An 8,952-nucleotide genomic window follows, 5' to 3' on the forward strand; every position below is an offset into this window, starting at 1 on the left:
CTGCCCGTGGCGTGCAGGACGGCGTTGGTGACGAGTTCGCTGACGAGAAGCTCGGCGGTCTCCGAAAGCTCGCCAGTGAACCCCCAGTCCCGCATCACCCCACGCACAGATTTTCTAGCCGCCCGGACGGACTCCTCGGCGACGGGAAAGGTAAAGGTCGGCTCTTCGCTGGACACCAGAGTTCACCTCTCGGCATGCGGTACGGGCAGGCGAAATTCCCGCCCGCACCACGGGCGTTGCCACGCTTCGCCATCATGAAATGACGTTCCGTGACCGACGAAGCCACCGTAGCTCTGCATACTCCCGACTTGCAAGTACCCTTTCGCATGTATGCATATCTACTTGCTGGCGCTCCCGCCGGACCAGCGGGCAAACTGAGCACCGACACCACACGAGGAGCACGATGGGCCAGACGATCAGGAGCCGCCGCCTGGGTTCGGACCTGCGGCAACTGCGCCGCAGGGCCAGCCTGACGGCCGAGGCGGTCGGCGCCGAACTCGGCTTCTCCCAGTCCAAGATGAGCCGGATAGAGAGCGGCGACGTCCGCGTCTCCCGTACCGACTTGAAGGCCCTGCTCGCCCTCTACAACGTCACCGACGAGAAGCAGATCACCGCCTTCGTCGAGGCGGCGAAGGACGCCAAGTCCCGTGGCTGGTGGATCGCTTACGAGGACGCGCTGCCGCGCGAGTACCGCGACTTCATCGCGCTGGAGGGCTCGGCGGCCGGCATCCGGACGTTCGAGGGCATGATCGTGCCGGGCCTGATGCAGACGCCGGACTACACGCGCCACATCATCACGGCCGGACCGGCGGTCCTGCCGCCGGGCCACGTGGACTCGCTCATCAAGGTGCGGATGGAGCGCCAGTCCATCCTGGACGCCGAACAGCCCCCGAAGATCTGGGCGATCGTGACCGAGGGTGCCCTGCGTCAGGTGGTCGGCGGCTACACGGTGATGCTGGACCAGCTCCACCATCTGACCCGCCTCACGGAGCGGAGCAACATCACGTTGCAGGTGCTCCCGTTCGAGGCGGGCGCGCACGCGGGCGTTCAAAGCCCCTTCGTGCTCTTCGACTTCCCGGCGGACCCCAGCATCGCCTGTGTGGCCAACCTGACCGGGACGCTGTTCATGGACCAGTCCGGACAGCTCGACGCGTTCTCGGACGCCTTCGACAACCTCCGGGCCAGCGCGCTGAGCCCGGCCGATTCACTGACGCGCATCACCGACATCATGGACTTGATGCGCCGCGAACAAGACAAGAGGAAGCCATCATGAGCACCGCCGCCCCCACCGTCGTCGGCCCGTTCGTCAAGGCCACCGCAAGCGGCCAGCAGGACAACTGCGTGGAGGTGGCCCCCCTCTCCGACGGCGGCCGGGCAGTCCGCGACAGCAAGAACCAACACGGCCCCCGTCTCCACTTCGGTCCGGCCCAGTGGACCGCCTTCACCGTCGGCGTGAAAGCCGGCGTGTACGAGGACTGATCCGCGCGAAAGATGACCCTAGGAGGGGATCAGTGCAGCGTGTACCGGTTTCTTCGTCCAACCTCCGAGCCGTCGGTTACGAGAACCATGTTCTGGAGGTCGAGTTCCGCAATGGACGCGTCTACCAGTACTCCGGCATCCCGGCCGAACTGCACGGTCAGCTGATGCGTGCGGCGAGCAAGGGCAGATTCCTGCATCTGTCCGTGATCGACCGGTACCCAACACGTCGGATTCGCTAGTGCCGTACCGATGGCGCCGGAAGGCGTCACCTTCGTAGCTGAAGGTGGCGCCAACAGGGCCACCACCAGTGGCGGACAGCGAAAAGCCTCCGCCCCGCGAGTGAACTCGCGGGGCGGAGGCTTACATGGGGTGGTGGAGATGGCGGGAATCGAACCCGCGTCCAACGGTGCGGAACCAGGGCTTCTCCGAGTGCAGTTCGCTACGCTTTTCTCGGCCCCGGAGGTCACGCGAACAAGCCTCCGACAGGCCCAGCCACTGTTTGATTTCCTTCTCGGCCCCGTGGCCGGGCCGAGAAGTTTAGATCCCTAGTTGATGCCAGGATCCGGGTCGGGATCACCCCCGGGCTGACACTCCGCAGAGTCTTCGCTTAGCTGCTAATTAGGCAGCGAGGGCGAAGGCGGAGGAATCGCGCTTGGAATTGGCGATTATTGTTTGCGACATATGGTTTACGAGATCATTGCCGCTTCCTCGACTCGCTTCCCCTGCTTCGACATCCGCTGTCGAAACCGATCATCCCCATGTTGTTTTTTCAAAACGCGCACCTTCGCTGAGGTGCACGGCCCATCGTACGTGACCAACGCCGGACGATGCCACCGTATTCCCCGTGGGGGCCTCAGGCGCTGCGCTGCCGACGGCGGGCCGCCGAGATGGCGCGGTTCGTCTCCCGCGTGTCCTGCTTCTCGCGGAGCGTCTGTCGCTTGTCGTACTCCTTCTTGCCCTTCGCCAGCGCGATCTCGACCTTGACCCGGCCGTCCTTGAAGTACAGCGCGAGCGGCACGATCGTGTGACCGCTCTCCTGCGACTTCGACGCCAGCTTGTCGATCTCGGCCCGGTGCAGCAGCAGCTTGCGCTTCCGCTTCGCCGCGTGGTTGGTCCAGGTGCCCTGGACGTACTCGGGTACGTGGATGTTGTGGAGCCAGGCCTCGTGGTCGTCGATCTGGACGAAGCCGTCGACCAGGGAGGCCCGCCCCATGCGCAGGGACTTGACCTCCGTACCCATGAGGACGAGGCCGCACTCGTAGGTGTCGAGGATCGTGTAGTCGTGCCGCGCCTTCTTGTTCTGCGCGATCATCTTGCGCCCGGTGTCTTTTTCCTTCGCCATAGTGCGGTCATTTTCGCACTACGACCCACCCCCGAGGCCACTCAATACCGTCTCGGCCCGCTGCTGGGCCCTCTCCCCCACCACGAGGTCGGGTGTGATGCCCCGGCCGTCGACCGTACGGCCGCCCGGAGTGCGGTAGTGGCCGACGGTCAGCTCGGCCACCGAACCGCCCGGAAGCTTGCTCGGCATCTGCACGGAGCCCTTGCCGAAGGTGGGCGAACCGACGGTGACCGCGCGGCCCCGGTCCTGGAGCGCACCGGTCAGCAGCTCGGCGGCGCTCATCGTGCCGCCGTCGACCAGGACGACGACCGGCCGGTCCGTGTCACCGCCCGGATCGGCGTACAGGGCCTGTTCCTCGCCGCGCACGTCGTACGTGGCGACCAGCCCGCCGTCCAGGAAGGCGGAGGCGGCGACGACGGCCTCGGCGACGAGCCCGCCGGAGTTGGCGCGCAGATCGAGCAGTATCCCGGCCCCTTCGGGAGCGTCCCGCACGGCGTCCCGGACGCCGGCCCCCGCACCCTTGGTGAAGGCGGCCACCTTGATCAGGACCGCCGACGAGGACTCGGCCCCCAGCCGTCGCACGGTGACCGGCTCGGTCGTCAGCCGGGCCCGCCGCAGGGTCTCGGTCCAGCTCCGGCCCTCCCGGACCAGCCCGAGCTCCACCCGGCTGCCCTCGGCCGCTCCCGTACCGTCTCCGCGCAGTAACGCGACGATCTCCGCCACCGGGCGCTTGCCGACCGCGCGGCCGTCCAGGGTGCGCAGCAGGTCGCCGGTACGGATGCCGGCCCGGTCGGCGGGACCGCCGGGCTGGACGCGGGACACGGTGACGCCGCCGTGGGCGGTGCGCCGGGCGGAGAGCCCGACGCCGGTGTACGTACCGTCCAGCGCCTGCTCGAACTCCTCGTACTCCCGCTCGTCGTAGACCGCCCCCCAGCGGTCCCCGCTGCGGCTGACGACCTCCTCGGCGGCGTCCTTCACGGACTTCCCGTCGGCCTCGGCCGCGGCGGCGGCGTCCTCGATCTCCTCGCGGTCGACCGGGGCGACGGTGGAGGAGACGGCACGGGTCTGCGCCCCGGCCCCGGGCTCGGGATCCTGCGGCAGCGAACCGGTCGCGGCGGCGGTGGCGAGAGCACACCCGAAGACCAATGTCAGGGCCGCCCCGCGGCGAAGACCGCGGGGCCCGAAGCGTTGAGCGGAGCCCGACATGGCGACGAGTCTAGGACAAGCCCCCTGGGGCGCACGGGCGATCACCCGTGCGCCCCAGGGGGCACATGTCACACCTTCAGGTACTTGCGCAGCGCGAACAGAGCGGCGACGGCGGGCATCAGCAGACCGATCGCGAGCACCAGCGGAAGCTTGGTGAGGACCGCGTCCCAGCCGATGAAGTTGATCAGGTTCAGCTTCTCCTGGAGCGCGAGGCCGCCGTCGATCAGGAAGTACCGGCCGCCGAGCAGCATGCCGCAGGCCAGTACGCCGCCGATCAGGCCGGCGACGGCCGCCTCCATGATGAAGGGGGCCTGGATGTAGAAGCCGGAGGCTCCCACGAGGCGCATGATGCCCGTTTCACGTCTCCGGCTGAACGCGGAGACGCGCACGGTGTTGACGATCAGGATCAACGCGATGACCAGCATCAGGATCATCACGTAGATCGCGACGACGTTCATGCCGTTCATCAGCTCGAAGAGGTTGTCCAGGATGGACCGTTGGTCCTGGACGGACTGCACCCCGTCGCGTCCGGCGAAGGCCGTCGCGACGACCTTGTACTTCTGCGGGTCGTCCAGCTTGACCCGGAAGGACTCCTGCATCTGGTCGGGCGTGATGTTGCCCGCCATCGGGGAGTCGCCGAACTGCTCCTGGTAGTGCTTGTACGCCTCGTCGACCGTCTCGAAGTGGACCGTCTCGACGGCGTCCATCTTCTTCAGATCGGTCTCGATCTGATCCTTCTGCTCCTTGGTGACAGCCCCCTTGGCGCACTTGGGCATGTCCTTGGCGTCGTTCTTGTTGCAGAGGAAGATCGAGACGTTGACCTTGTCGTACCAGTAGTCCTTCATCGTGCTGACCTGCTCGCGCATCAGCAGCGCACCGCCGAACAGGGCGAGCGAGAGGGCGACGGAGACCACGACCGCGAAGGTCATCGTGAGGTTGCGGCGGAGACCGACGCCGATCTCCGACAGGACGAACTGGGCGCGCATGGCGTCCTTTCAGTACTCGATGCTCGAAATGCACGAAGGGCCGAAGCCCTTCGGTCAGTGCTGGTAGCCGTAGACGCCGCGTGCCTGGTCGCGTACGAGACGGCCCTGCTCGAGCTCGATGACGCGCTTGCGCATCTGGTCGACGATGTTCTGGTCGTGGGTCGCCATGATCACGGTGGTGCCGGTCCGGTTGATCCGGTCCAGCAGCTTCATGATGCCGACCGAGGTCTGCGGGTCGAGGTTGCCGGTCGGCTCGTCCGCGATCAGCAGCATGGGGCGGTTCACGAAGGCGCGGGCGATGGCCACACGCTGCTGCTCACCACCGGAGAGCTCACCGGGCATCCGCTCCTCCTTGCCGCCGAGGCCGACGAGGTCGAGCACCTGGGGCACGGCCTTGCGGATCTCGCCGCGGGGCTTGCCGATGACCTCCTGCGCGAAGGCCACGTTCTCCGCGACCGTCTTGTTGGGCAGCAGGCGGAAGTCCTGGAAGACCGTCCCCAGCTGGCGGCGCATCTGCGGCACCTTCCAGTTGGACAGCCGCGCGAGGTCCTTGCCGAGCACATGGACCATGCCCGTGCTGGCGCGCTCCTCGCGCAGGATCAGTCGCATGAAGGTCGACTTGCCGGAGCCGGAGGACCCCACCAGGAAGACGAACTCACCCTTCTCGATGTCCAGCGAGACATCGCGCAGAGCCGGTCGGGTCTGCTTCGGGTAGGTCTTGGAGACGTTGTCGAATCGGATCACGGATGCACCACGGTCGGCCGGGAGTAGGTGAGCGTGACCATACGCGAACCGGGCTCACGCGTGCAGGCGGCGTCCGGCAATGGGCGATTTATGGCGGATCGACCGCCGGAACGAAACGGGTCGTGCCGGACCTTGTCCGGCGGGCCGCGCCGAAATCGCCGCGAGCTGGCACAGTGGTGGGGGGAACGGTTGCGTTTCCGTGAGCGTTGTGCGGAGAGAAAGCAGGCAAGCGGCTCCGCCGCGCGGGAGGAGGAATGCGCATGACCTATGACCGACTGGTGTGCGCGAACTGCGCGTCGCCCGTGAGCGAGGGCCGTTGCCGTGTCTGCCGTGCCGTGCGGCAGCAGATGCTGGAGGAGCAGGGCCAGGGCCCGCTGGCCGGGATGAGCCCGGCGATGCTGATCGCCCTGATGGTGGTGCTGCTGACCGCCCTCGCGCTGCTGGCGCACCAAGCGGCCTGATCCCGGCCCGCACGCGCGTACGGCCCTCCGGGGCCGCCCCTCATCGCCCCGTCGGGGCTGACAGACGTATGCGTACGGCCGCCTGAGCGGTCCGGACGCGCAGAAGGGCCCGGGAGGCGTCGTACGCCCTCCCGGGCCCTTCGTCATGCTGTGTCGTGCCGTGCGCGCTAGGCGACCGTGCGACCGCCGCCGACGAGGCGCGGCAGGATACGGAAGCCGATGCCGCCCGCGATCATCGTCGCGGCGCCGATGACCAGGAAGGTCGTCTCGGCCGCACCGGTCTCGGCGAGCTCTTCCTTGCCCTTGCTCTGCTCGACCGGCTTGTTGCCGACGCTGTCGGTGTCGGTGCCGTCGGTGCACTCGGCGCCGTCGAGGTCGACGGTGCAGGTGCCGGCGTCGTCGCCACCGGTGGTGGAACCGCCGGTGGAGCCGGCCGTGGAGCCGCCCGTGGAGCCACCGGTGGAGCCGGTGGTGCCGCCCTGGTCGCCGCCGCCGTTGTTGCCGGAGCCACCGTTGTTACCGGAACCGCCGTTGTTGCCGGAGCCGCCGTTGTTGCCGGAGCCGCCATTGTTGCCCGAGCCGCCGTCGACGCCACCGTCAGCGCCACCATCGGCACCGCCGTCAACGCCACCATCTACGCCGCCGTCAGCACCGCCATCGACGCCACCATCGGCACCGCCATCGACGCCACCATCGGCACCGCCGTCGACGCCACCGTCAGCACCGCCGTCAACGCCACCATCGGCACCGCCATCGACACCACCGTCAACGCCACCATCTACGCCGCCGTCGACACCACCGTCAACGCCGCCGTCGACTCCGCCATCCACGCCACCGTGAACGCCACCTTCGACACCGCCGTCAGCAGCACCGCCGTCGGCGCCCGCGTCGACGCCGCCCGGGTCGCCACCATCGGTGGTGCCCTGGATGAGGCCGCCGATGAGACCGTCCTCGGTCTCGTCCTGGGTGGTGATCGTGGAGTCCTTCGAACCGCTGAGGTCCAGCGCCTGCGCCGCACCGGCAGCGGTCAGCGAGGCACCCGCGGCTATAACCGCACCAGCGGCGATCCGCGCGACGCGAACCCGCGTCTTCTTCGTCATGTGTTGCTACCCCCAGTAGCCGATCTCGTCATTGGAGCAGCCATATGCGGGCCGTGGGCCCTGCGGGGAATCACTCTCGGCAAGGCCACATCGTGTCGTGGTCACCCCGCCCGCCCCCCGGTTCACACCCGTCCCAGACATACGCATGCTGCTCTAGCACCCTGGCCAGAGTTAAGGATTACGTCAAGGCCGTTCCGTGCACTACACACCGGTATGGGGGTTCTTGACGGCTATTCGGAAGCACGACTGTGACGCATCGGGCACAGGTTCTCCCCAACGCAGGAGGGCCCGGACAGTCGCCTGTCCGGGCCCAACCTCCGTACCGCCGAGGCTACTTCTCGCTCTGCTTGCGCCAGCGGATGCCCGCTTCGACGAAGCCGTCGATCTCGCCGTTGAAGACCGCTTCGGGGTTGCCCATCTCGAACTCCGTACGCAGGTCCTTGACCATCTGGTACGGGTGCAGGACGTACGAACGCATCTGGTTGCCCCAGGAGTTGCCGCCGTCGCCCTTGAGCGCGTTCATCTTCGCCTGCTCCTCCTGGCGGCGGCGCTCGAGGAGCTTCGCCTGGAGGACGTTCATCGCGGACGCCTTGTTCTGGATCTGCGAGCGCTCGTTCTGGCAGGAGACGACGATGCCGGTGGGCAGGTGGGTCAGACGGACCGCGGAGTCCGTGGTGTTGACGCCCTGTCCGCCGGGACCCGAGGAGCGGTACACGTCCACGCGCAGCTCGGACTCGTCGATCTCGATGTGGTCGGTCTGCTCGACCACCGGGAGCACCTCGACGCCCGCGAAGGACGTCTGGCGGCGGCCCTGGTTGTCGAAGGGCGAGATGCGGACCAGGCGGTGGGTGCCCTGCTCGACGGAGAGCGTGCCGTAGGCGTACGGGACCTGCACGGCGAAGGTGGTCGACTTGATGCCGGCCTCTTCGGCGTAGGCGGTCTCGTAGACCTCGGTCTTGTAGTTGTGCCGCTCGGCCCAGCGGATGTACATGCGCTGGAGCTTCTCCGCGAAGTCCGCGGCGTCGACGCCGCCGGCCTCGGCCCGGATGGTCACCAGGGCCTCGCGCGCGTCGTACTCGCCGGAGAGGAGCGTGCGGACCTCCATCTCGTCCAGCGCCTTCTTCACCGACTCCAGCTCGGCCTCGGCCTCGGCCTGGGCGTCGGCGTCGCTCTCGTCCGCGGCGAGCTCGAAGAGGACTTCGAGGTCGTCGATGCGGCCGCGCAGGGTCTCGGCCTTGCGGACCTCGGCCTGGAGGTGGGAAAGCTTGCTGGTGATCTTCTGGGCCGCCTCCGGGTCGTCCCACAGGGACGGCGCCGCAGCCTGCTCCTCGAGCGCGGCGATGTCCGCCCTCAGCGCATCCAGGTCCAGGACGGCCTCGATCGACCCCATGGTCGAGGAGAGGGACTTCAGCTCTTCGGAAATATCGACGACTGCCACGGGTCCAGCGTAACGGCTGGCCGGATGAAGCTTGCCCTCCCCCGGGAACCGGCCCGGAAAAGGGGTGCGCTCATGGGGTCGCCGGGGCCGAGTTCTCGCTGTCCTGGGGGGCCGGGCCGCCGTCGCCGCCGCCGGTGGCCAGCCAGCCGCCGACCGCGACGGCCGCGCAGAGGGCGAGGGCGGCGACACCGAGGGT

10 protein-coding genes and 1 other RNA gene are annotated in these 8,952 nt (G+C 68.0%); 4 read left to right on the forward strand and 7 right to left on the reverse strand.

Translation table 11 applies throughout. The features are described 5' to 3' along the window. Window positions 1–403: 403 nt before the first annotated feature. Genes G3I54_RS33500 through G3I54_RS40065 form a run of 3 tightly spaced genes read left to right on the forward strand, consistent with a single transcriptional unit; the run spans window position 404 to window position 1,718 of the window. On the forward strand, window positions 404–1,273 hold the full coding sequence (locus G3I54_RS33500; protein WP_164620346.1) for a helix-turn-helix transcriptional regulator: 870 nt from the start codon (window positions 404–406) through the stop codon (window positions 1,271–1,273). Further along, window positions 1,270–1,479, forward strand: coding sequence for a DUF397 domain-containing protein (locus G3I54_RS33505; protein ID WP_164620348.1), 210 nt, complete (start codon window positions 1,270–1,272; stop codon window positions 1,477–1,479). Before G3I54_RS33500 ends, G3I54_RS33505 begins: the two co-directional genes overlap by 4 nt. A gap of 32 nt (window positions 1,480–1,511) precedes the next feature. Then, window positions 1,512–1,718: a KTSC domain-containing protein gene (locus tag G3I54_RS40065; protein WP_164620350.1), complete on the forward strand. Its 207-nt coding sequence runs from the start codon at window positions 1,512–1,514 to the stop codon at window positions 1,716–1,718. Window positions 1,719–1,849: 131 nt separating this feature from the next. On the opposite strand, the gene ssrA is transcribed toward G3I54_RS40065, so the two are convergent. The 5 genes from ssrA to ftsE form a co-directional block, all read right to left on the reverse strand. Beyond that, window positions 1,850–2,237, reverse strand: a transfer-messenger RNA (tmRNA) gene (ssrA, locus tag G3I54_RS33515). A gap of 95 nt (window positions 2,238–2,332) precedes the next feature. Then, window positions 2,333–2,821, reverse strand: coding sequence for an SsrA-binding protein SmpB (smpB, locus tag G3I54_RS33520; RefSeq protein WP_093688819.1), 489 nt, complete (start codon window positions 2,819–2,821; stop codon window positions 2,333–2,335). Window positions 2,822–2,839: 18 nt separating this feature from the next. After that, entirely contained in the window at window positions 2,840–4,027 is a 1,188-nt protein-coding gene (locus tag G3I54_RS33525; RefSeq protein ID WP_164620351.1) for a S41 family peptidase, read from the reverse strand. A 68-nt stretch (window positions 4,028–4,095) separates the two neighbouring features. Then, entirely contained in the window at window positions 4,096–5,013 is a 918-nt protein-coding gene (gene ftsX, locus G3I54_RS33530; RefSeq protein WP_164620353.1) for a permease-like cell division protein FtsX, read from the reverse strand. A 54-nt stretch (window positions 5,014–5,067) separates the two neighbouring features. Next, window positions 5,068–5,757, reverse strand: a complete 690-nt coding sequence (ftsE, locus tag G3I54_RS33535) for a cell division ATP-binding protein FtsE (RefSeq protein WP_003968787.1) — start codon at window positions 5,755–5,757, stop codon at window positions 5,068–5,070. Between the two features lie 260 nt (window positions 5,758–6,017). On the opposite strand from ftsE, the gene G3I54_RS33540 reads away from it, so the two are divergent. After that, complete coding sequence (locus G3I54_RS33540; RefSeq protein ID WP_003968786.1) at window positions 6,018–6,218, forward strand: hypothetical protein; 201 nt, start codon at window positions 6,018–6,020, stop codon at window positions 6,216–6,218. A gap of 167 nt (window positions 6,219–6,385) precedes the next feature. Here the strand turns inward: G3I54_RS33540 and G3I54_RS33545 are convergent, their stop codons facing one another. Together G3I54_RS33545 and prfB are read right to left on the reverse strand one after the other, a co-directional pair. Further along, the gene (locus G3I54_RS33545) at window positions 6,386–7,318 is read right to left on the reverse strand and encodes a hypothetical protein (protein WP_164620355.1); all 933 of its coding nucleotides are present in this window, start codon (window positions 7,316–7,318) and stop codon (window positions 6,386–6,388) included. A 331-nt stretch (window positions 7,319–7,649) separates the two neighbouring features. Beyond that, on the reverse strand, window positions 7,650–8,756 hold the full coding sequence (gene prfB / locus G3I54_RS33550; protein WP_097871292.1) for a peptide chain release factor 2: 1,107 nt from the start codon (window positions 8,754–8,756) through the stop codon (window positions 7,650–7,652). Window positions 8,757–8,952 lie beyond the last annotated feature (196 nt).

Origin of the sequence: Streptomyces sp. SID14515, assembly GCF_010548505.1 — a bacterium.
Classification (GTDB): domain Bacteria; phylum Actinomycetota; class Actinomycetes; order Streptomycetales; family Streptomycetaceae; genus Streptomyces; species Streptomyces caviscabies.